The organism is Synechocystis sp. PCC 6803 substr. PCC-P (assembly GCF_000284455.1).
In the GTDB taxonomy this organism is placed as follows: Bacteria; Cyanobacteriota; Cyanobacteriia; order Cyanobacteriales; family Microcystaceae; genus Synechocystis.
The window spans coordinates 2,728,407-2,748,695 of sequence record NC_017039.1; the positions used below are offsets into that span (position 1 = coordinate 2,728,407).

A 20,289-nucleotide genomic window follows, 5' to 3' on the forward strand; every position below is an offset into this window, starting at 1 on the left:
CTTTTTCTTGCCTTTTTTTTGCCCTGAAAGATTTTTCAAGCTGGTCTATGCTCCCCGTAAAAGTTCGGGATGGGCAGCCACTGTCCTTTGGTTTCCCCGTCGGTAGGGATGATTTCAGCGGGCCGCCAAGATTATCAAAAGTTTTTTATGTGTCGTCTTTTAGGGTATCTGGGTCAACCACTGCGACCAGAGCAACTAATTTATCGCCCGGAACATTCCCTGATTGTCCAGAGCTATCAACCCCAGGAAATGACAGCGGGGCTTTTGAATGCTGACGGTTTTGGCTTGGGTTGGTTTGACCAGGAAAGTTTGCCCAATCCCTATCTCTACAAAAATGTCCTGCCCATTTGGAGTGATATTAATCTGCCCCACTTGAGTCGGTATATCCAGTCTAGTTGTTTTGTCAGTTATGTCCGTAGCGCCACACCGCCGTTGGCAGTGGATTTGACTAATTGTCAGCCCTTTACTGAGGAAGGACTTTTATTTGTCCACAATGGCTTTATTAATAATTTTCGCACCACTCTCTACCGGCCTCTACGCAATTTATTGAGCGATGCCAGTTATCAGTTTATCCATGGCACCACCGACTCGGAACATATTTTTGCCCTAATTTTGGATAATCTCCGGCGGTTAAGGCAAACTTCTCCTGGTGATAGTGATTGGGCAAAGACGAGCTTAGGAAAAGCGTTGGAGGCAAGTTTACTGACGTTGGTGGAGTTGGCTCGACAACATGACACGTTTTTTTCCGCCAATATTCTGCTGGCCGATGGTCAGCGCATTGTGGCCTGTCGTTATGCCAGTCGTCAACCGGAACCTAGTCTATATTGGTTGGCTAATAGTGAGCGGTGTCCGGGGGGAGTGATTGTGGCTTCGGAACCCCTATTTGCCGACCAAAAATGGCAGGCCTGTCCCTCCCAAAGTATTTTGGTAATTAATAGTCCAGAGGCGATCGCCGTTAAAGTTTTAGCGAATTCAGTGGCCTAACCCAAATTTTCGTAATAGTCCCGGATGCGGTCCCGGCGGCGGGGATGGCGCAACTTTTGCAGAGCCTTAGCTTCAATCTGTCGTACCCTTTCCCTCGATAAATTCAAAATACGCCCAATTTCAGATAGGGAGTGGGCTACGCCGTCTTGAAAACCAAAGCGCAGGGCGATTACTTCCTGTTCCCTGGGGGTCAAATCTAGCAAAATTTCCTGCATGTCATTCTGGAGAGCCTCCCGCATCAATTCATCCTCCGGCGACTGGGTGTCGGTTTCCAGTAAATCCATTAGCTCCGTATCCTTATCCTGCCCCACCTTGAGTTCTAGGGAGACGGAACGGGGCACTTGGGTCAGCACTTCCCGCACCTGCTCCGGGGTCATGCCTAATTCTTCCGCCACTTCGTCAATTTTCGGAGTGTGGCCCTTTTCTTGGGAAATTTTCCGCTGGGCTCGTTTGATTTTATTTAACTTCTCGGTGATGTGCACCGGCAAACGAATCATACGACTCTGGGTGGCGATCGCCCTGGTGATGCCCTGACGAATCCACCAGTAGGAATAGGTGCTAAAGCGGTAACCCTTGGTGGGATCAAATTTTTCCACCGCCCGCTCCAACCCCAGGGTGCCCTCTTGGATCAGATCTAAAAGTTCCAAGCCCCGATTTTGGTATTTCTTGGCGACGGAAACCACTAGCCTTAAATTGGCTTTGATCATGTGGGCTTTGGCCGTAATGCCCTGCTTTTCAATATTCTCTAATTCTTCCACCGTCAACCCCGCCAACTCCGCCCATCGTTTTTTACCGCTTTTGAGGGTTTGCTTAAGGGTCGCTACGGTTTGCCCGAGGATTTTGGCCCAACGTTCATAGGAAGGACGATGACCCAACTGGACTAAAAGTTGATCGTGGACGGCGATCGCCGTTTGGTATTGGTCAATGGCAGCATCGGATTCTGCGGCCCGATTTTGGATTTCCACTAGGCGGAGATAGCTTTGCACCTGCTGGGCTATGTGCACCTCTTCATCTCGCTTCAACAGGGGAATGCGACCAATATCCTGGAGGTAAAGGCGCACTAAATCAGTACTAAATTGCTGACGATGGGCTACAGCGGTGTATTCCAAATCCTGGGAGTCTGCCGTTAAATCCTCTTCCTCCAGCGGCAACATAGCTTCCAAATCTCGTACATTAGTCAGTGGCGGCTCATCGTTGCTTGGTTTAGTCATGGAGGTCCGGGGGTGACTGGGACTCGATGTTAAGTCAAGGGTAACATTCTTTAATTGTCTATTTTTTTGTCGGCGCTGCCCCTACAAACTGTTCCGACTATAGTCGGGGTTTGCCTGGACAATATGGTTCTATAATCCCGGTCTCTCCATTGTAAACCTTTCAAAAAATCTATGGCCGATGGCAGGCTTTTCCATTGACGGAGAGCATTAAAGACGTTGACTAAACTTAGTGGGGAATGGCGTTTTTTGTTCCCCGACCAAAAGCCCACGATATACTGCCTAGAGAGAACACTTCCCGTCGCCGCCATGATTACTGCCCTTGAATATGCCTACTTTCCCGGTTGCGTTGCCCAGGGGGCCTGTGGGGAATTGCACCTGGCCACCACCGCTCTGAGCAAAGCTTTGGGCATTAAATTATTGGAGCTAAAAAAAGCTTCCTGTTGTGGCTCTGGCACCTTCAAAGAAGATTCCCAACTGTTAGAAGATAGCGTTAATGCCCGCAATATCGCCTTGGCAGAACAGTTAAATTTGCCCTTATTAACCCATTGCAGTACCTGTCAGGGCGTAATTGCCCATGTGGACGAACGGCTAAAAAAAGCCCAAAAAGATGACCCAGCCTATGTGGAACAAATCAACGGTTACCTAAAAAAAGAAAGCTGTGCTCCCTATCGAGGCTCCAGCCGGGTGACCCATTTACTCTGGGCTTTGGTACAGGATTTTGGGCTAGAAGCTTTGGCCCAGCGGGTCAGGCAAAGTCTAACTGGCCTCAACTGTGCTTCTTTTTATGGTTGTTACCTGCTCCGGGCCCAGGAAAATTTGCCGGAAGCTAACCCTTTTGATCCCCAATCTCTGGAAAAAGTCTTTACTACCCTAGGGGCTAACCCCATTTACTACGAAGGTCGTACCCAATGCTGTGGTTGGCCCATCTCCAGCTATGCTACGCCCCAATCTTTTCAACTGGCCGGCCGGCATTTACAAACGGCGATCGCCGCCGGGGCCGATTGTTTAGTTACCCCCTGTCCCCTATGCCATCTGCAACTGGATTCCCGTCAACCGGAAATTGGTCAGGTATTGGGGCAACCATTAAATTTACCGGTGTTACATCTGCCCCAATTGGTAGGTTTGGCCCTAGGCATTGATCCCAAGGAGCTGGGACTTGACCGCCATGTGGTTTCTACTACCCCAGTGTTAGCTAAGCTTGGTCTTACTTAACTTATCTAACAATTAGTTCAGGCAAATAAGGCTTAACTCGGGTTTACTGCAAGCGACTGGCCATGGTGATCAGCCCCTGCTGACCGATAAGAATTTCCCGTAAAAAGGTACAGATGAAGACCCAGAGGATAGGAGCTAGGTCAACGCCGCCGATGGGGGGCACTAGCTTACGCAGGGGAATTAATAATGGCTCGGTGGGTAGGGCAATGAGCTTCCATGGCCATTTAGTCAGCTCTACCTGGGGATACCAAGTGAGAATAATCCGAAAAATAAATAACACCGTCATCACTGCCAGCAGAATTCCTAAGCCCTGGCCGACGATCGCCGCATAATTCATATTTTTTCTGTGCCCCAACTAGGCTGAGATTTTGGCAAAAAGGTCTGCTTTGATTTTAGGCAAATTGGCGGTCAATCTTCAAATGAGGAACTAGGCCGGCAAGAATTAAGCGCTGATTATGCCCTGTGCATGGGTCACTATTTCTATGGTTTTTCCCTGGCTTCGTAGGCGATCGCCGCTAACCACAGTTTGATATTCCTAGAGTCCCACTAGGGGTAGTAAATATTTAAACGCCATGGAAGCCACCCCCCGCACAATGGCATCCAACTGGGGATTTCCTGCCCCCTGACGTCGGGCCTCCTGCATATTGGCCAAATCTTCTAAAAACTGCTCTGAAGTTTTAACCCCCACCTCATCCTGGTTTTCCTCAAACAATAACTGGGCATATTCCACATTTTGTTTAGCGGAAGCTTCATTGCCAATTTTCAGCAAGGTCAAACCCCGCCCTAAATATCCCGGCGCAAATTCCGGGTCCAGGGCCAAGGCTTGGTCATAGTGGTTGAGGGCAGATTGATAATTTCCCTTACTGGTTTCTAACAGGCCCCAGCCATAGAATAGTTGGGGAGTGCCGGCTGTATTCGGAACGGCTTTGGCCCCCTGCATATAGGCGGTTTCCAAATTGGTATTGATAAACGTCGCCCGGTCAAAATAGGCTTCCCGAAAATCGGTACCATCGGTGATCGCCCCGTTTAAATTTGCCCCCGACAGATTAGCCCCATTCAAGGAAGCGGAAGTTAAATTAGCACCGGAAAGATTCGCTCCCGTCAAATCTGCCCCCGACAGATTGGCCCCCGATAAGTCCGCCCCCGTCAAATCCGCCCGGGTGAGGTTAACCATCACCAAGCCTGCCCCCCGCAAATCACAGAGGGGACATTTTTTAGTGGATAGCAGTTGGGTCAAATCCTCAAAGTTGGCCCCGTGGGCAGCGCCAGCAAAGGTAGTTAGGCCCAGGGCCACAAGAAAGGGACGAATTTTCATGGGTTAACGCCAAGGGAACTGCACTTAAAATTGCTCTCCATTCTAGCCAAATATCTGGATAGTCCCCACCCCCATGGCCGCAACTCAGTTATGGAGGGGTCAAGCCATGGAGCAAAGTGCCTAGATGGGTTTGACTGCTTCCAGTTCCGAGAGCCGAAAAGTGACTAATTTGTCCCAGTTGCCATTTTCAAATAGGACTGCAGCCTTACCGTCACTAACCCGTTGAACTAAGCCTTCAAAGCGATAGTAAGTATCATCAACATTGGTGACTCGCACCGTTGCACCGGGAAAAATCATAATGGCTACCTGATTTTGGATTGGACAATTCTAGCAAAGGAGCAGGTTTTCTTTCGCCCCTAAACCTAGAGTTAACCATAGAAATATGTGGGGGGAAGTACTATGGGCTAATCTTTGGTTGGGGGCTGGGATGGGTCTTGGGATTTATTTATCTTTGACTCAACCCGGGTAGTTCAAATGGATCAGATGGAATGGCGTGAATATCGATTAATTGTTAATGGGGCTTATTTGCCACCGTCCCTCTGCCTGAACTTCCAAACATTGCCGGTGAAAATTTCGCAGGGTAGGTCGATGTCCCACGCTGATGAAGGTTGTACCCAAATCCGTCAGAGCATGGTAGAGTTCCGCCTCGTTATTCACATCCAGAGCGCTGGTGGCTTCGTCGAGGATGGCATAGCGGGGTTGGTTGATGAAAACTCGGGCTAGGGCAATACGTTGTTGTTCCCCCAGGGAAAGGACGCTGGACCAATTTTCCAGGCTATCCAAACCACCAAAACGCTCGGCTAAGTCCGGTAGATTAACCTTGTTTAAAGTTTCCAAGAGAAAATCGTCGTCCGCTATGGATTGGGCACTGGGGTAAATCAACTGTTCACGCAGGGTGCCCAAAATCATGTAGGGCCGTTGGGGTAAAAATAATAAGTCCGCCAGTTCAGGTCGTTCAATGGTGCCTTGACCGCTGTCCCATAAACCGGCGATCGCCCGGAGGAGAGAGCTTTTGCCACTCCCGCTTGGGCCCATGATCAACAGATGGTTACCGGGAGCCACGGCCAGGGATAAATCCCGTACCAAAATCCGTGAGGAATTGGGGGGAGAAAGGGTGACATTTTCCAGGGCAACGGTGGCACCAATACGGGTTGTGATAACGTTGTGGTCAAAACCAGTACTTTCCGGCCGTTCCAATTCATTGCTGGGGCCATTTTAAAGATTCGTAAAATTCTCCTAAACGGTTAATGCTGGCGGCAAATTCAGTAATATTTTGAATCTGGTTGGTTACTAGAGATAGGGCAGAAAGGACCATGCCAAAGGCCAAACTAGCTTGGGCGATCGCCCCGAAGTCCAGGTCTCCTGCGAGGTAAAGGGGGGCGATAATAATATAGGGAATTAGCCTGGTGAAATAGTTATAGCCTAGCTGAAATAGGCTGATTAAAGCTTGCCAAATAATTAGTAAATTAAAGTTTCTAATCGCCCCTAGCAAACGATCCGTAACCTGTTTCCGCTCTAGCCCTTCTCCCCGGTAAAAAGCGATGGATTCGGCGTTATCTCTTACCCGCACCAAGCCGTAACGGAAATTAGCTTCCAACCGCAGTTGTTCATAGTTAATGCGGATTAGCCTAGTGCCAATGGCGATCGCCACCACTGTCCCGAAGACCGCATAACCAATCAACCCCCACATAAGGGTTTGGGAAATGGTGTAGAGGATGGCGGTAAAGGAAATTAAGGTGAGGATGGAGTCAAGGATATCCAATAAAAAATCCAGAGTAACCCCGGTAAAGGATTGGATATCCTGGGTTATCCTTTGGTCGGGATTATCAATTAAGGTATAGGCAGAATTGGAGTCGAGATGATAGTAGGAACGCCCTTTAAAGTAGCGGCCAAGAAAGTGTTCCGTCAGCCATTGCCGCCAGAGCACCCCTAACTTTTGTCGTAAATAGCGGTAGGCCACAATGATGGGAATAGCCACCACAATGACAATGCCATAAATCCAGAGAAATTGCCAAAATACTTCTGCATCTTTGCCGTTTAAAGCTGTATCAATGAAGCGAAAAACAAAGCTTAAAATAACGTTTAAGCCGTTGACAACAAATAGTAGAGATAATAATACGCCCAACAGCAACCACTGGAGCCACCGTTGTTGTAATTTTTGGCGCTGGCTGATGAAAACAGCCCCGGCCATGGCCAAGGCCACTAAACCGATCCAAGGAGCCGGGGAATTGATCAGACCTTGTACCCCATCTACCAAACCCTCACCAGATTTAGCAAAAAAGTCAGGGAAAATTGCTGTGGCCCAGAGGGTCAACCCCATGGATAAAAATAGGGTCAAGGCCACCACCACCACCATGAGGGCCAGGATGAGACCGAGAAAAACCCGAGTTTGCTTTTGCCCCACCGGATAAAAATAGGGCTGGGCAGTTTCAACAAAGCGGTGCCACAGTTGGCGATCAAACTGAAAACGCTTGGCTTGGGCTTGGGTCATAATTCTCAAAAGCCGGATTGAACATTAGTGTGTTGAGTAATGGAATCTACGGATGTCATTCAAACAGTCAAGGACTGTGAAAGTTACTCTACAAAATGAATAATTGAGTATTTTACTTATTATAATAAGTCATAATTTTAATCAGATTCTAACAAGCATTTTTGAAGCGCATCTAGTCGCTCATTTTCATCATTTATACGAAACCATTTTTGTGAATTTACTAAATATTGGATGGTCATTTCATCAATTTTTCTTGGCCCACTATTTTCTTCTTTTATAAGATTGGTGGCTTGAATCACGAGATTTTCAAAATTCAATATATTCATGTCATTTATTAATGATATTGCTTCAAACATAGACTTGAGTCCATGGGAAAGTTTACCAGAATAAATGCATATTTTTTCATCGGGAGGGGTAAAGTAAGTTATTCCAAAATTAGTTAAGACTTTAGCATCAGAAAACATTTGAAAGCAGGGAATGCCGTAGAGAATGAAGCAAGGCAATTTTGTTATCCTTGAGAGTTCAAATATTTGATTAATAGAGCGATCATTAGGCGGCTCACATTTAACTTCAACCCAGAAGTCAAGCTTCGGAAAATAAAAATCTGGGACATATAATTCCCGATTTGGCAGCTTAAATGTTTTTGGCTCGTATTCAAAAAAAGCTCCGATCATTCTAAATATTGATGCCCAGGCTGCTTCTGTTCTGCCTCTAAAATAAAAACCATTAAAATAGGTTACTTTGCCTTTATTTATATTCATAATTTAATACTTTTTTAGATTCGATTCTGATTTTGCCTGAGTTTATATTCAAAGAAAAGACTTAAAAACTGGAAAAAAGCAACCTTTTTACTAATAACGAATAAACTAACTTTAATAAGTCTAAGTTAATATCTTCTCCCCAATAATGAACATCAAGCACTAGGCCATAAATAAAAGTGGTTTAGGATTGGGCAAAGGTTGATCATCTTTTGTTAATAAACCTAATACCTGCTGGGCATTATCAAAAGCCTCTTCATAGGTTTCACCATGGGTAACAGGTTGCATCACTGTTTCAAACTCAGGTAAAAAGACAACAAAGCAATTGTCTTCATTTGACCATTGAATAACGATTGTATATTTCACCGTTAACTGTCCTCTTGATCAAGTTTTTGCAACATAGCAAGGCTATTCTTTACCTGTTTTTCAAGGTATGGTTTGGCATCACTGCCATCATTTCCACAAATAATGATAGCTTGCTCCAGTTTGGGATGCTTCCATTTACTATGACTTCCCTTCCCTGACTCAACGGTAAATCCTGCTTTGCTAAGTAGACTTTTTAGTTCTCTAATTTTCTTGGGCATTTACTACTGAATGGGTTACAGGGAAGACTCGAGCTTTTCAGGGGAACTGTTACTAGAAGGAGTGGCCGCACTGGCAGGCTCAATGGCTATGCCGTCCCGCAATTCCAAAATCCGGGACACCGCCACCCGCTCGCCGGCTTTGACTCCAGAAAGAACCTGGTAGGATTGCCCCTGGATACCCCCCAGCACCACTGGGGTTTGTCGAGCCACCAATTCAGTACTGCTCGTGCCATCTTTGCCTTCGCCCTGGGTGTTTTTAGGTTGGGCCACAAAAATGAACTGCTGGGCACCGATGGAAGTAACCGCTGTGGTGGGAATCAAAAAGCCCGGTTGGCGATCCCAAATAATTCTCACTCGGACGTACTGGTTATTCCGCAGGCTGCCATCATTTTTGAAAATAACCTTGGCCAAAATGGACTGATCGTTGCGGTTGGCGGTGGGGGAAATAAAGCTGATGCGTCCCACTTCCCCAGCTTGGCCATCACTGCGAACAACTTCCACGGGCAAACCAAGGCGCAGATCGTTATAGCGTTCCACTGGCACGTTAATGTCCAGTTCAAATTCGTTGTTGTTGGTAATGGTGGTAAAGCTTTGCCCCGTGCGGACAAAATCACCAATTTGCAACGGTAAGTTACCCACTACCCCACTGACGGGGGCTAAAACCCGGTTATAAATTAATTCCTGGGATGTGGCTCCCAATTGGCCTTGAGCTTGCTCGATCGCCCCTTTTTGGGCATTGATGGTGGCCCGGGAAGCACTGACCCTCTGCACGGCGGCTTGGTAATTATCCTTAGCCTGCTGTACGGCAGACCGGGAAGCAGACACACTGGACTGGTTAGCTTGAACGGTAGCTTTGGCCGCCTGGACTGTTTTTTGGGCCGCTTCGGTGTTGGCCCTGGCATCTTCCAATTCAGTGGTGCGATTGTCCAAATCCTGTTGGGGTTGCACCCCCGTTTCCACTAAAAATTGGGCTCGTTTGAAGTTAATTTGGGCCAAGTTAAGATTGGCCTGGGCCCGTTTTAGATCCGCTTCCCTAGTTTTCAGCACTTCCTGGGAATTGGCCAGATCGGCGATCGCCCGGGCGAGGTTGGCTTCTTGGGTAGTAACAAAAGACTGGGCCGCATCCCTTTCCGATTCGGAGGTGCGGAGATTGGCTTCGCTGACCTGAAAATTAGACCGCTGAATGTTGAGATTACCCACAGCGGCATTGACATTTTCCTGTTGCTGGGTCGGTTCCAACAGTAAAATTGGGTCGCCTTCATTCACCTGCTGACCCCATTGGGCGTAAATTCGCAAAATACGTCCATCAATTTTCGGGGCCAGCTCGACAAAGTTGGTAGCCACTAGGTTGCCGACAAACTCGTTGCTATCCACCACAGAGCTGGGTTCCAGGGTCTGTAACTGCACCGGAATTGCTCTGGGGGCATTGGCCCCTGGCTTGTCCCCTCCACAGGCGGTGTTGAGCAGGGCAAGGGCCACCATTGAGCCGATCACAGGGAATTGGGAGCGTTTTCTAACCATGGGAGTGTAAAAGCCGAAAAACGACGCAACGGAAATAGTTAATTGACTCAGGTGAACAAGATGGCCGAGAAAAGCCAGCAAGGAAGGTAATCTAAGGTTATTGTATCCACTAGTTCAGGGATTGATGGGCGCACAATTCTTAATATTTTTGACCATTGTTGCTGATTTCCAGGCTGATTGACTGTGGATTTTTGTGGCCAGTTCCAGAACAGGTGGAGTAGTTCAAGGGATAGTGGTCGGTTAACTGGGGGGGACTATGGGGACATTTACCTATGAAAGGCAAGTTTACCTGGCGGACACGGACGGAGCTGGGGTGGTTTATTTCAACCAATTTTTGCAAATGTGCCATGAAGCCTATGAAAGTTGGCTGTCATCAGAACATTTATCCCTACAAAATATCATTAGTGTCGGGGATTTTGCCTTGCCCTTAGTCCATGCCAGCATTGATTTTTTCGCCCCTGCCCACTGCGGCGATCGCCTGTTGGTGAACTTGACCATTACCCAGGCTAGTGCCCATCGTTTTTGCTGTGATTATGAGATTAGCCAAGCCGAGTCTGCCCAACTGCTGGCCCGGGCCCAAACCCACCATGTCTGCATTGCCCTACCGGAAAGGAAAAAAGCGCCCTTACCCCAACCCTGGCAAACGGCGATTTGTGATTTGGATCACCCGTGAGGGGTGATTGTCGTCATTGTCAAACTAAATCAAAACATTAAACTTAGACTGGTGAGATTTAGCCTGGCGATCGCCTGGGCTTTGGGTGATATCTGTGAAAATTTCTTCCCAACCGTTGCGACCCTCCCCCTACAAGGCCTACCGAGACCCTGATACGGGACAATGGCGCATCGCTAAACAAAATCGGGAGGAGCAGAATAATAATTCCCCCAATGCCACGGATCAAGACCAGGACAATGGCTGAAAGACCGGAGAGACGGTTAAGGTTTTTGACCCAAGTTTTTCTCAGTTCCCCCCTTCTCCTATGGAAAAGCACGGGGTTTTTACGACATTCGATAACCCAATATTATTCAGCGGCGATCGCCTGGGTGAGACGGGTTGTAGCCCAGCCTTTCTGCTGTAGTAACAACCAGGATTGCAGTAGATCTGGCCCCTGCACAGTGCCCATCAGCCCAGCCCGGAGGGATTTCATCACCACGCCTTTTTTCAGACCCAATTCCTTGGTCAAACGATTAATTTCCCCTTTGGCTTCATCCAAAGTTAACTCGGGTGTGTTTTGACTAAAGGTTAACGCCGCTTCTAACACCGCTTTAGCTCCCTCCACAGCCAATTGCTTTTGTCCATCTTCCTTGAGTTCCAGGCGATCGCCAAAGAGTAATTGACTTTCTGTGGCCGCATCGGTGAGCCTAGTCAAACTGGGGCCGATTAGAGTGGCCAAACCTACCAACCAGGCTTGATCCCTATCCGGATCAACTTGATGGCCCCCGGCTTCCAAGTGGGGAATCAATAGGGGCACTAATTCCGCCGCTGGTAAAGCGTGGAGATATTGACTATTGATCCAATCCAATTTTTGCCAATCGAACTTAGCCCCAGCTTTGTTAACCCGCTCCAAACTAAATTGCTCTGCCGCCTCCGCCAAAGTAAAAATTTCCTGGGTCGAATCCGGGGGAGTCCAGCCCAGCAAGCACATATAGTTGGCGATCGCCTGGGGCAGAAAACCCATGGCCCGGAAATCATCGATGGAAGTTACCCCGTCTCGCTTAGATAATTTTTTGCCCTCCTGGTTCAAAATTAACGGCGTATGGGCAAAGGTGGGCACCGCACCTCCCAAAGCTTCGTAGAGCAAAATTTGCTTAGCGGTATTGGCAATGTGGTCTTCCCCCCGGATCACATGGGTAATGGCCATGTCAATGTCGTCCACCACCACTGCCAGGTTATACAATGGCTGGCCAAAGGCTTCTTCAGGATTTTCCGATGCCCGGGCAATGACCATATCACCACCCAAATCACTGCCCTGCCACACCACCTGGCCCCGGATTTGATCCTGCCAAACAATCTGGCGATCGTCGTCAATGCGAAAACGGATTACTGGTTGACGACCTTCAGCCCGCAAAGCCTGCTCCTGGTCTGGAGTCAAATTGCGGTGGCGATTATCGTAACGGGGAGCTTGGTTCTTAGCCTTTTGGGCTTCCCGCATTTGTTCCAATTCTTCACTAGTGCAGTAGCAACGGTAAGCCAACCCCTGGTCCAGCAACTGTTGAATTGCTTTGCGGTAATGATCCAGCCGTTGGGTTTGGAAAAAAGGCCCTTCGTCCCAATTCAAGCCCAACCATTGCAAACCGGACTGAATATTTTCCGTATATTCCGCCTTGGAGCGTTCCAAATCCGTATCCTCCACCCGCAGAATGAAAGTGCCTCCGGTGTGACGAGCAAACAACCAATTAAAAACGGCGGTGCGGGCAGTCCCAATATGGAGATTACCAGTGGGGCTAGGGGCAATGCGGACACGGACAGTCACAGGTTTTCCTCGTTGCAATGGTTAACAATTTTCCGGGCGGTTATCCATCCTAACCCAAAGCTTTGCCTCCATTAATACCTCAAGACATTTACCATTACCCGATCGCCTCCGGTGGTGGGGTTACGATGGGAGAAAGGAATTGCCTCGTCACCACCCATGAATAAGCTTCATGAATAACCTTACTGATCAGCTTGACACGTCTGTTCAAGATCCCTTCCTGAGTTTGTTGCAGACTCTACAAAAGGCTGATTTTTATCCCCATCCTGTCCAAGAACCGATTCAATGTTTGCAAACCCATTGTTCCGTGGTGTTTTTAACGGGAAAGTATGCCTACAAGCTAAAAAAGCCAGTTAATTTAGGTTTTTTGGACTACTCCACGGCGGAAAAGCGTCAGCATTTTTTACAAGAAGAATTACGTTTAAATTCCCTCGTCGCACCGGACATTTACCTGGAAGTGTTAACAGTTCAGTTAAAAGATAACCAATGGCAATGGCAGAAAGAAGAAGATTCTACCGATAATTCCCAGCCCAAGGATTATCTTTTAAAAATGGCTCAATTTCCCCAGGATTGCTTGCTTTTATCCATGTTTGAGCAGGGCAAGTTATCCAGCCAAGACATCGTTGACTTAGCAAAGAAGGTGGCGGAGTTTCACCGAGGAACAACAACGAACGAAGAAATTAAGAGCTTTGGCGATCCAGATGTAATTTGGCAATCGGTGTCGGATAACTTTTTGGCCACAGAAAAATATCTAGGCATTGCCCAAAGCCCCGAGCAATATCAAGCAATTCGCCAATTTAGTGAAAAATTTTACCAAACCCAAGGTTATATTTTTCGAGAAAGACAGGCCATGGACAAAATCCGTGAATGCCACGGAGATTTACACCTGAGGAATTTGTGTTACTGGCGCAAAAAAATTCAATTATTTGACCGCATTGAGTTTAACAAGCCCTTTCGTTTTGTGGACGTAATGTATGACATTGCCTTTACGATGATGGACCTCCAGGCCAAAGACAGAACTGATTGGGCTTATTTATTTTTAAATACTTATTTGGAACAAACAGGGGATTGGCATGGTTTACAAGTGTTACCCTTTTATCTTTGTCGCCAGGCCTATGTGCGGGCTAAAGTAACTTCTTTTCTACTAGATGATGTCAATTTAACTAAAATAGAAAAGGATCAGGCTTTAGTAACAGCTAAAGATTATTACCGGTTAGCTTGGCAATATAGCCAACAGGGGCAACAACAAAAGAAAGAAATAGTTTTAATGGCCGGGCTATCAGGGTCGGGAAAAAGTACCGTTGCCAAACAAATTGCTCAACTTTTACCAGCTATTCATATTCGTTCCGATGCAGTGCGCAAACATTTAGGCGGAGTACCTTTAAATAAACGGGGGAAAGCTAATTTATATAGTCAAGCTATGACGGAAAAAGTCTACCATTCATTACAGGATTTAGCCTCTCTGGCGGTCAAATCCGGTTTTAATGTCATTCTCGATGCCAAATTTGACCGGGAGCAATGGCGATCGCCTATGGTTGAATTAGCATTACGGGAGCAGCTTTCTGTAACCATCATCCATTGCGATGCCCCCATAGAAGTTTTAACAAAACGCTTGCAGTCTCGCCGGGGTGATGTTTCCGATGCCAATGAGACATTGTTGCTCCTCCAAACCCTGGATTGGGAAGATTTCACCGAGTCCGAAGACCCCTTGGTGTTTTACCTCGATACCTCTGTTGTGGAAGAAGACCATTTACCCGAGGAACTTTTACGGATATTTCTCCCTTCCTCTGATTGATGTTTAGGTCAGCTTGGGCTAGGGTTATGGAGCAATCAAGCTATATTGTGCGTTAGGAGTTGGCTAATTATGTCGGTGGTGTTGACGGTCGGCGATCGCCAAGTGAGAGAAGACGAGTTGTATCCCCTGATGGTGGAATATCAACTATTGCCCCATTTAGCCAGGGAAATTCTCCTCGACCAGGCCATCGCCCATATCCAACTGACCCCGGAAGAGCAACAGCAGAATTTGGCGCTTTTTTATCAACAGACTCAGATTACTAACGAAGAACAAAGACAGGCTTGGTTAAAGCAATCTGGCATGACCCTGGAACAGTTGGAAACGTCCATTCTCCGCACCGCTCGCCTGGAAAAATTTAAACACCAAACCTGGGATGACCAACTGGAGGGCCATTTCCTCAATAGCAAAGATAAATTAGACCAGGTTATCTACTCCCTGATCCGCAGTCGAGATTCCGGCATTGTTCAAGAACTATATTTTAGGATTCAGGAAGGAGAGGGAGATTTTAGTGCCCTAGCTCGGCAATATTCCGAGGGGCCAGAAGCCCAAAATGGTGGTTTGATTGGCCCTGTTGAACTAAATGTACCCCATCCCCAAATAGTCCAACTGCTAAAAAGCACCCCCGCCGGGAAACTCTGCCTGCCGATCGCCGTTGGGGAGTGGTGGATTTTGCTCCGACTGGAAAAATATATTTCTAGTCAACTGGATGACAATATACGGCAACGACTGCGCAATGATCTGTTTCAAACCTGGTTAAGCCAACAAATCCAAACCAAAATTCAGTTTGCCCTTCCATCCATCCCCAAAGCATCCCAGGTAGATCCTGATTTGGTCACAGCCCAGGAGTGAACTGTCCTTATTAATCATTGTCCTAGAAAGTCCCCTACCAAGGTAATGCTTGCTTAGCGGTGGCTAACCTATGCAAAAATGGAAACTCTATGTCCACGGCGCCATTTTTTGGTTTCCTGGCCCCTAGACCTTGTCAATAAACTAAGCCAACCCTAGAGAAAAGCCCTATGAATGTCGGCGATCGTGTTCGAGTCACCTCCTCCGTTGTGGTTTACCACCATCCAGAACATAAAAAAACAGCCTTTGATTTACAAGGTATGGAAGGGGAAGTGGCCGCCGTATTGACCGAATGGCAGGGCAGGCCCATCAGCGCTAATTTGCCGGTTTTAGTCAAGTTTGAACAGCGTTTTAAGGCCCATTTCCGTCCGGATGAAGTTACCCTGATTGAAGATTAGTCGTCCTATCTTCAATGTAGCGCCGTTGCTTTCTCGATTACCTGCTTAATCAAGTTGACTAAAATATTGATTGAGCTAGATTTAACTCCTTTCAGTAACACTGGAAATTTCTCCCAAGCTTCGCCCATGGCTAGATCAAACAAGGACGATAATCCATCCCCAGAATCAGGTCGAGAACAGCCCTGGTGGAATCGTCCCGTGTTGGGGAAAGGGGGTCTAATTGAAGGTATTATCCACAGCAAACAAGAGGTACCGGAAGAAGCTTTAATTGAGCGGAAAAAACACGCCAATGACCTCTATATTTTTGCTAAAACCGCCGAGGCGATCGACAGTCCCCAATTTTTAGATCAAGAATTCATCACCTATATCAAAATCCAATATATGTTGGACAATGATCTGGGGGAATATGCGGGACTTAAACAAAGTTACCGATACTTGGAGCTAGCCATTGACGTCAAAGATTTGCTTCTGTTTATTAACCAAACCGAACTGAGATATCGGGGCTATAAACAACAGGAATTTTATGACCAAGTACCTGAAATTCTCAAGGAATCAGAGGACGCTGAAACCTTTAAACAAAGACTAGAACGCACCGTCGTTGAAGCCATTGCCCAAACAAAAACAGCGGAGGGTAAAGAAGCTCTCGACCATTATGCTGACAATCTCAAGCAAATCTCGGACAATCCCCTGGGGCTAAATTTATTGAGGAGATTTCACTCCTTTGAGCAGTCAGATTATTCTGTTTTAGCTAGTATTTCTGACTTGATTCGCAATATTGAAATTCGCAACGTTAATGATCTGGCTATCCTGACTCATTTGGTCAATAAAAACATTAATCTTTTTGATAAAATTAGCCAAATTGTTCAGATACCACCAGAAAAAAATAATAGTCGTTCCTTCGCTTTAATAGTGCAATTTATTGCTCTGAACCATCAACATCGCAACACAGTTCTAAAGTTTGAAGAGTTAATCAAAGTATTGCGCCAATGGTTGAGGTACTATAGTTTGATTTTTAATATTCAACAATCCTATCCTGAAACGGATTATAAACAACCACCAGAGTTCACAGAACCAATCCCTGGGGAGAAAGTTTATCGTAAATATTTAAATGCTCTAACGGATAAGAATCAGCAGATTTACTATTATGACCTGGGGCAAAATGCGCCCCTATAGAGTTTGAGAAATTTTATCTTCTTTGTTCGTAATCAACGAATAAATTTTGAAGGTTTCTAGGTGACTTTCCCAAACCATCTATCCAGCGGGCTACAACTATTTTTTTTCCATTGCGAGTGATTAGAAAGCTGGTTAGCCTCACCCTAGGCGGACAATTCTCGATAAATTAAACGATGAGCTTGGGTTAATTAGCTATTATAGATACAATTCTATTTATTAGCCCAGCCATTGCCGATGGCGTCAATATTTCTTTGGCTTTGAGTGTCACTATGGGTTCCAATTTCCCCAATAGGAAAAGTTTGCAAACGGCCGGGGATGGGTTTGAGCAATCCATAGCTAGGTTGATTGCGAGCATGATTCCGGTGCAGGAAATTTATTATTGGCGCTTGGGTGCTAGCCCAGAAACACCGGAAATTATCGAAATTATCCCTACCCTCTCCATGGCCTTCCAGACTGGGCACTCTCCATGGCCTATGGCTGAAAAATGTCTCAAATTTATTGGCGATCGCCAAGGAGATTTGCAACGGGGCAAGAGCTTGTTAACTGATTTAAAACAACACTGGCAAGAGATTACGTCGGCTAGTTTTGATTCCGGTGCAGTGCAGGCAAATACCAATGACGATTTACCCTATTTTTTCTTACCTGTTTTTCAGCAGAATCAATATGTGGGTGGTATTTGTTTAGTTTGGCCCCACAGCCAATGGCGTCTTGAGCAATATTTGTTTCTGCAGGAAGTGGGGAACGTATTTACCTACCAATACCATGGTGAGTCTGAAACCATCTCCCCCCAGAAAAGTTTTAATGGAGGTGATCGCCATACCTCCATGACAATTAACCTGAGCCATATTCACCACGAATTTAGGACTCCCCTCACAGCGATTATTGGTTTTGCCAGAATGCTCAGGGATGAACTTTATGGCAAATTAAATCCTAAGCAGCACCAATACGTGCAAGGTACCTTAAATTCGGCTGAACATTTACTCTCCCTGGTGAATGATTTTCTTGATCTGTCAAAAATTGATGCCCGTTGCGAAGAATTATTTTATGAACAGGTAGCAGTGGAAGACCTCTGTCTTGCGGTAATTTCCATGGTGCAAACTAAAGCGAAGGAAAAACAATTAGCCCTAAATTTAACCATTGATGATGGAGTTGACTTTTGCTATGTTGACCAAAGGCGGTGGAAACAAATCTTAATTAACCTCCTTTCTAATGGAGTCAAATTTACTCCTAAGGGGAGTGTGACTCTGGCAGTAAAAGCCACCGATAAAGCATTAATTTTTTCTGTGATTGACACTGGCATTGGCATCGATCCAGAAGACCAGAGAGATTTGTTTCAACCTTTTAAGCAAATTTCCCATCCCCCTAGCTTTGCGGAAAAAGGTACGGGGCTAGGGTTAGCCCTCTCCCGTCGCTTGGCCCAACTCCATGGCGGCGATATTCAATTAACTTCAACTCCTGGGGTTGGTAGCTGTTTTTCAGCCATTCTACCTTTAAAAACATCGGTCAAAAATTATCAAACTTGACCATGGAGTGATTGAAAATTGGCAGTTTTATCGATAAAATTCTCTTGTTAGAATCACCACAATTTCTTGAATTAGGATAAAAACAACCATGGGCGAATCAAAGCGTCGTAAACAATCCCTTGGCGATCGCTATGGCCAGGATCAACGGGTTGTGGAGTGGCTGCCTTTAACCAAAAAACAAGCCGAAGATTTCTATAAATGGACCACCAAAGGAGCTTGGATTGGCATCGGTGTTATGGCAGGCCTGTGGGTTACAGTCAGATTTATTGGCCCCACTTTTGGCTGGTGGACCGTCCAATAAACCGGCGATCGCCGAGTCCTAAGGTCAGGAAAAGCAGTTAAGATGGGGAGGATGCCATTCTTTGCTGCCCTATGGTTACCCTTAATGAAACTGAATTGTTGTTGGTTCGGGGAGTTCAGTTCCGGGACCTGGAGGATTTAGATAAACTGACCGACCAACAGGGCGTAACTTCAGGCCGTTCTTTGGCAGGGGGGTTGCCCCAGAATCTTTTTTGGTACGGCCTGCTCCGGGCCTTGGGCTGTTTTCCCAATCCTTTGCAACATCTTTTCCATTGCTTTGTGGCGGAACAGAAACCCCAGGGTACCATCGGTGGCTTTGTGCAGGTGGCCCCATTCAATACCAGTCGATCCACCTGGAAAATTGAGCAACTATCGGTGCAGGCCCAGGCCATTCAGCCGGAGTTGGTCACAGATCCCAAAGGTATGGGTTCCCAACTATTGCGCTACTGTTTTCAAAATGTTTGGGAAGCCCGGACCTGGGTGTTGGATGTGGACGTCAATGATAAAAATATCCTGGCCCTTTACCGGCAGAATGGTTTTCAACCCCTAGCCCAAATTACCCATTGGTCTTTGTCGGCGGAACTGTTGACCAGTCTGGCGCAGAACGATCCCGATTTACCCAATTTGTTACCCGTCAGCAACGCCGATGCAGCCCTGCTCTGTCAGCTTGATTGTGTTTCCATGCCTCCTTTGATGCGGCAAGTGTTTGATCGCCATGTGGCGGATTTCAAGCGGCGCTTTTTGAGTTCCTTATTAAACCGCTGGCAAAATTGGTACACTCACCAAGAGGAAGTTAGTGGCTACGTGTTTGAACCTCAGCGTAAGGCGGCGATCGCCTACTTCAAACTCACTTTGTCCACCGACGGTCAACAGGCCCACCAGGCAGAGTTAACCGTACATCCTGCCTACACTTGGTTGTACCCTAAATTGCTGGTGAAAATGGCTCAACTAGTGCAAGAGCTTCCCCCCCAGGCCCTAATGTTAGAGTCAGCAGACTACCAACATGAACGGGAAGAATATTTGGAACAGTTGGGAGCCCAACGCCAGCAACATCGTTTGTTGATGTCCCGCTCCGTCTGGCACAAACTCAAAGAAACTAAGCCAGAGAGGTTACAACTTTCCGAAGTATTACAGGGATTACAACCATTGCCCCGCACCCCCATTCCCAGTCGTATTTCCCTGCTGAATTTGCCGTTAAAGTCCCAAAAGGATCGCCCAGATAATCAAGATAAACAAGCCAATTTGGGGCATGAAGATCTACCGGAAAACGGTCATCATATCTAAATTCAAGGGTCTGTTTGTAATGTTCCATTTTGGGCAACTAATTCCCCCATATCGGGAGTTTTTTGCCTAATTTGTTCCTTGACAAAATGAGGTCAAGAAGACTAAATTCTAACCATTTAACCGATTAAAAAACTCTTAAGAAGAAATTTTCCCTTGCTCCGGATTGGGTACAGGATCATAACCCCCCGGATGTAGAGGATGGCATCGTAAAATCCTTTTCAGAGCTAGACAACTGCCCCGCCAAACTCCGTGGATCTCCACCGCATCCAAGGCGTACTGGGAGCAGGTGGGCTGGAAACGACAACTAGGAGGAAATAACGGTGAAATCAAAATTCGATAGAGTTTGATCAGAGTTAAAAGCAACTTTTTCATCATGAATTAGCAACTATATGATCACAGAATAACAATTTTTTAATTGGGACTTCA

The 20,289-nt window shown here is 46.6% G+C and carries 21 protein-coding genes and 1 pseudogene; 11 read left to right on the forward strand and 11 right to left on the reverse strand.

The window, feature by feature from the left end; all coding sequences use genetic code 11:
• The first annotated feature begins 69 nt into the window (after window positions 1-69).
• On the forward strand, window positions 70-984 hold the full coding sequence (egtC, locus tag SYNPCCP_RS12780; protein ID WP_010873645.1) for an ergothioneine biosynthesis protein EgtC: 915 nt from the start codon (window positions 70-72) through the stop codon (window positions 982-984).
• Here egtC and sigC read toward each other — a convergent pair.
• Window positions 981-2,195 carry an RNA polymerase sigma factor SigC gene (gene sigC / locus SYNPCCP_RS12785; RefSeq protein ID WP_010873646.1) on the reverse strand — a complete coding sequence of 405 codons (1,215 nt, stop codon included), beginning with the start codon at window positions 2,193-2,195 and terminating at the stop codon, window positions 981-983. The two genes, egtC and sigC, sit on opposite strands and share 4 nt — an antisense overlap.
• 306 nt (window positions 2,196-2,501) lie before the next feature.
• Between sigC and SYNPCCP_RS12790 the strand changes: the two genes are divergently transcribed.
• On the forward strand, window positions 2,502-3,407 hold the full coding sequence (locus tag SYNPCCP_RS12790; protein ID WP_010873647.1) for a CoB--CoM heterodisulfide reductase iron-sulfur subunit B family protein: 906 nt from the start codon (window positions 2,502-2,504) through the stop codon (window positions 3,405-3,407).
• Between the two features lie 43 nt (window positions 3,408-3,450).
• Here the strand turns inward: SYNPCCP_RS12790 and SYNPCCP_RS12795 are convergent, their stop codons facing one another.
• The 8 genes and pseudogenes from SYNPCCP_RS12795 to SYNPCCP_RS12825 form a co-directional block, all read right to left on the reverse strand.
• Window positions 3,451-3,744 (reverse strand): YggT family protein, encoded by a 294-nt coding sequence (locus SYNPCCP_RS12795; protein WP_010873648.1) that lies wholly within the window; start codon window positions 3,742-3,744, stop codon window positions 3,451-3,453.
• 198 nt (window positions 3,745-3,942) lie between these two features.
• A complete protein-coding gene (locus tag SYNPCCP_RS12800) occupies window positions 3,943-4,722 on the reverse strand; it encodes a pentapeptide repeat-containing protein (RefSeq protein ID WP_010873649.1) in 780 nt (259 codons plus the stop codon).
• 120 nt (window positions 4,723-4,842) lie between these two features.
• Window positions 4,843-5,019 carry an NAD(P)H dehydrogenase subunit NdhS gene (locus SYNPCCP_RS16595; protein WP_010873650.1) on the reverse strand — a complete coding sequence of 59 codons (177 nt, stop codon included), beginning with the start codon at window positions 5,017-5,019 and terminating at the stop codon, window positions 4,843-4,845.
• Between the two features lie 207 nt (window positions 5,020-5,226).
• Window positions 5,227-7,213, reverse strand: a pseudogene (locus tag SYNPCCP_RS12805) (ABC transporter ATP-binding protein/permease).
• A gap of 137 nt (window positions 7,214-7,350) precedes the next feature.
• Window positions 7,351-7,974: a hypothetical protein gene (locus SYNPCCP_RS12810; protein WP_010873652.1), complete on the reverse strand. Its 624-nt coding sequence runs from the start codon at window positions 7,972-7,974 to the stop codon at window positions 7,351-7,353.
• Window positions 7,975-8,133: 159 nt separating this feature from the next.
• Complete coding sequence (locus SYNPCCP_RS12815) at window positions 8,134-8,337, reverse strand: type II toxin-antitoxin system HicB family antitoxin (protein WP_010873653.1); 204 nt, start codon at window positions 8,335-8,337, stop codon at window positions 8,134-8,136.
• A 2-nt stretch (window positions 8,338-8,339) separates the two neighbouring features.
• The gene (locus tag SYNPCCP_RS12820) at window positions 8,340-8,555 is read right to left on the reverse strand and encodes a type II toxin-antitoxin system HicA family toxin (RefSeq protein WP_020862091.1); all 216 of its coding nucleotides are present in this window, start codon (window positions 8,553-8,555) and stop codon (window positions 8,340-8,342) included.
• 15 nt (window positions 8,556-8,570) lie between these two features.
• Window positions 8,571-10,076, reverse strand: coding sequence for an efflux RND transporter periplasmic adaptor subunit (locus SYNPCCP_RS12825; RefSeq protein WP_010873654.1), 1,506 nt, complete (start codon window positions 10,074-10,076; stop codon window positions 8,571-8,573).
• A gap of 256 nt (window positions 10,077-10,332) precedes the next feature.
• Here SYNPCCP_RS12825 and SYNPCCP_RS12830 point away from each other — a divergent pair, with 256 nt between their 5' ends.
• Window positions 10,333-10,749, forward strand: a complete 417-nt coding sequence (locus tag SYNPCCP_RS12830; RefSeq protein ID WP_010873655.1) for a 1,4-dihydroxy-2-naphthoyl-CoA hydrolase — start codon at window positions 10,333-10,335, stop codon at window positions 10,747-10,749.
• A 94-nt stretch (window positions 10,750-10,843) separates the two neighbouring features.
• Window positions 10,844-10,993 (forward strand): hypothetical protein, encoded by a 150-nt coding sequence (locus tag SYNPCCP_RS17340; RefSeq protein WP_162098354.1) that lies wholly within the window; start codon window positions 10,844-10,846, stop codon window positions 10,991-10,993.
• 102 nt (window positions 10,994-11,095) lie between these two features.
• On the opposite strand, the gene gltX is transcribed toward SYNPCCP_RS17340, so the two are convergent.
• Window positions 11,096-12,547: a glutamate--tRNA ligase gene (gene gltX, locus SYNPCCP_RS12835; protein ID WP_010873656.1), complete on the reverse strand. Its 1,452-nt coding sequence runs from the start codon at window positions 12,545-12,547 to the stop codon at window positions 11,096-11,098.
• Window positions 12,548-12,716: 169 nt separating this feature from the next.
• Here gltX and SYNPCCP_RS12840 point away from each other — a divergent pair, with 169 nt between their 5' ends.
• The 7 genes from SYNPCCP_RS12840 to SYNPCCP_RS12870 all read left to right on the forward strand — a co-directional run bounded on the left by SYNPCCP_RS12840 (window position 12,717) and on the right by SYNPCCP_RS12870 (window position 19,863).
• Window positions 12,717-14,339 carry an AAA family ATPase gene (locus SYNPCCP_RS12840; protein WP_010873657.1) on the forward strand — a complete coding sequence of 541 codons (1,623 nt, stop codon included), beginning with the start codon at window positions 12,717-12,719 and terminating at the stop codon, window positions 14,337-14,339.
• 69 nt (window positions 14,340-14,408) lie between these two features.
• Window positions 14,409-15,188, forward strand: a complete 780-nt coding sequence (locus SYNPCCP_RS12845; RefSeq protein WP_010873658.1) for a peptidylprolyl isomerase — start codon at window positions 14,409-14,411, stop codon at window positions 15,186-15,188.
• Between the two features lie 167 nt (window positions 15,189-15,355).
• Complete coding sequence (locus SYNPCCP_RS12850) at window positions 15,356-15,583, forward strand: ferredoxin-thioredoxin reductase variable chain (RefSeq protein ID WP_010873659.1); 228 nt, start codon at window positions 15,356-15,358, stop codon at window positions 15,581-15,583.
• A 126-nt stretch (window positions 15,584-15,709) separates the two neighbouring features.
• On the forward strand, window positions 15,710-16,756 hold the full coding sequence (locus tag SYNPCCP_RS12855) for a hypothetical protein (RefSeq protein ID WP_010873660.1): 1,047 nt from the start codon (window positions 15,710-15,712) through the stop codon (window positions 16,754-16,756).
• A 269-nt stretch (window positions 16,757-17,025) separates the two neighbouring features.
• The gene (locus SYNPCCP_RS12860; RefSeq protein ID WP_010873661.1) at window positions 17,026-18,279 is read left to right on the forward strand and encodes a HAMP domain-containing sensor histidine kinase; all 1,254 of its coding nucleotides are present in this window, start codon (window positions 17,026-17,028) and stop codon (window positions 18,277-18,279) included.
• Between the two features lie 88 nt (window positions 18,280-18,367).
• Window positions 18,368-18,580, forward strand: coding sequence for a DUF2839 domain-containing protein (locus SYNPCCP_RS12865; protein ID WP_010873662.1), 213 nt, complete (start codon window positions 18,368-18,370; stop codon window positions 18,578-18,580).
• Window positions 18,581-18,651: 71 nt separating this feature from the next.
• Window positions 18,652-19,863 (forward strand): GNAT family N-acetyltransferase, encoded by a 1,212-nt coding sequence (locus tag SYNPCCP_RS12870; RefSeq protein WP_010873663.1) that lies wholly within the window; start codon window positions 18,652-18,654, stop codon window positions 19,861-19,863.
• Window positions 19,864-19,998: 135 nt separating this feature from the next.
• On the opposite strand, the gene yidD is transcribed toward SYNPCCP_RS12870, so the two are convergent.
• The gene (gene yidD, locus SYNPCCP_RS12875) at window positions 19,999-20,238 is read right to left on the reverse strand and encodes a membrane protein insertion efficiency factor YidD (protein WP_010873664.1); all 240 of its coding nucleotides are present in this window, start codon (window positions 20,236-20,238) and stop codon (window positions 19,999-20,001) included.
• Window positions 20,239-20,289: the final 51 nt, after the last annotated feature.

What these genes read in the sequence shown, in the direction of transcription:
- egtC (WP_010873645.1), top strand. Translation starts at nt 70, where the DNA reads ATGGGCAGCCACTGTCCTTTGGTTTCCCCGTCGGTAGGGATGATTTCA.
- sigC (WP_010873646.1), bottom strand. Translation starts at nt 2,195, where the DNA reads ATGACTAAACCAAGCAACGATGAGCCGCCACTGACTAATGTACGAGAT.
- SYNPCCP_RS12790 (WP_010873647.1), top strand. Translation starts at nt 2,502, where the DNA reads ATGATTACTGCCCTTGAATATGCCTACTTTCCCGGTTGCGTTGCCCAG.
- SYNPCCP_RS12795 (WP_010873648.1), bottom strand. Translation starts at nt 3,744, where the DNA reads ATGAATTATGCGGCGATCGTCGGCCAGGGCTTAGGAATTCTGCTGGCA.
- SYNPCCP_RS12800 (WP_010873649.1), bottom strand. Translation starts at nt 4,722, where the DNA reads ATGAAAATTCGTCCCTTTCTTGTGGCCCTGGGCCTAACTACCTTTGCT.
- SYNPCCP_RS16595 (WP_010873650.1), bottom strand. Translation starts at nt 5,019, where the DNA reads ATGATTTTTCCCGGTGCAACGGTGCGAGTCACCAATGTTGATGATACT.
- SYNPCCP_RS12810 (WP_010873652.1), bottom strand. Translation starts at nt 7,974, where the DNA reads ATGAATATAAATAAAGGCAAAGTAACCTATTTTAATGGTTTTTATTTT.
- SYNPCCP_RS12820 (WP_020862091.1), bottom strand. Translation starts at nt 8,555, where the DNA reads ATGCCCAAGAAAATTAGAGAACTAAAAAGTCTACTTAGCAAAGCAGGA.
- SYNPCCP_RS12825 (WP_010873654.1), bottom strand. Translation starts at nt 10,076, where the DNA reads ATGGTTAGAAAACGCTCCCAATTCCCTGTGATCGGCTCAATGGTGGCC.
- SYNPCCP_RS12830 (WP_010873655.1), top strand. Translation starts at nt 10,333, where the DNA reads ATGGGGACATTTACCTATGAAAGGCAAGTTTACCTGGCGGACACGGAC.
- SYNPCCP_RS12840 (WP_010873657.1), top strand. Translation starts at nt 12,717, where the DNA reads ATGAATAACCTTACTGATCAGCTTGACACGTCTGTTCAAGATCCCTTC.
- SYNPCCP_RS12845 (WP_010873658.1), top strand. Translation starts at nt 14,409, where the DNA reads ATGTCGGTGGTGTTGACGGTCGGCGATCGCCAAGTGAGAGAAGACGAG.
- SYNPCCP_RS12850 (WP_010873659.1), top strand. Translation starts at nt 15,356, where the DNA reads ATGAATGTCGGCGATCGTGTTCGAGTCACCTCCTCCGTTGTGGTTTAC.
- SYNPCCP_RS12855 (WP_010873660.1), top strand. Translation starts at nt 15,710, where the DNA reads ATGGCTAGATCAAACAAGGACGATAATCCATCCCCAGAATCAGGTCGA.
- SYNPCCP_RS12860 (WP_010873661.1), top strand. Translation starts at nt 17,026, where the DNA reads ATGGGTTCCAATTTCCCCAATAGGAAAAGTTTGCAAACGGCCGGGGAT.
- SYNPCCP_RS12865 (WP_010873662.1), top strand. Translation starts at nt 18,368, where the DNA reads ATGGGCGAATCAAAGCGTCGTAAACAATCCCTTGGCGATCGCTATGGC.
- SYNPCCP_RS12870 (WP_010873663.1), top strand. Translation starts at nt 18,652, where the DNA reads ATGGTTACCCTTAATGAAACTGAATTGTTGTTGGTTCGGGGAGTTCAG.
- yidD (WP_010873664.1), bottom strand. Translation starts at nt 20,238, where the DNA reads ATGATGAAAAAGTTGCTTTTAACTCTGATCAAACTCTATCGAATTTTG.